General features: G+C 64.6%; 1 protein-coding gene. It reads right to left on the bottom strand.

Annotation, left to right across the window (positions count from 1 at the left end; all coding sequences use genetic code 11):
- Positions 1 to 297: DUF1552 domain-containing protein (locus tag SB756_RS29205; protein WP_410913025.1), on the bottom strand; the 297-nt coding region annotated here is incomplete at both ends.

The raw sequence follows: 297 nt of genomic DNA on the forward strand, positions 1-297 counted from the left end.
CTGGCCTGAACCTGATTGCGGTACTGCGCCGAACTGATGGGGTGATCTTCCAGCGCCAAGGGCTCACATACTGAAGGCACCGCACCTTCCAGATCTTTGGCGACCTGCTCCAGCGCATCCAGATGCGTCACCAGTTTTTCCCGCTGCGCCCCGGCCACGCGCCCGCTGAGGGCTGCAATATCGGCCCGGATCGGGTCGAACACATGGGCGTTGCGCGATTGACGGTCCCGCACTTCACGGGCCGTCGCGCCGAACACTGACTCGTACAGGCGCACCGGGTTCTGCTGGGGTGCCCTG

The sequence above is a fragment of the Pseudomonas sp. SIMBA_068 genome, from assembly GCF_046534705.1.
GTDB classification, from domain to species: domain Bacteria; phylum Pseudomonadota; class Gammaproteobacteria; order Pseudomonadales; family Pseudomonadaceae; genus Aquipseudomonas; species Aquipseudomonas putida.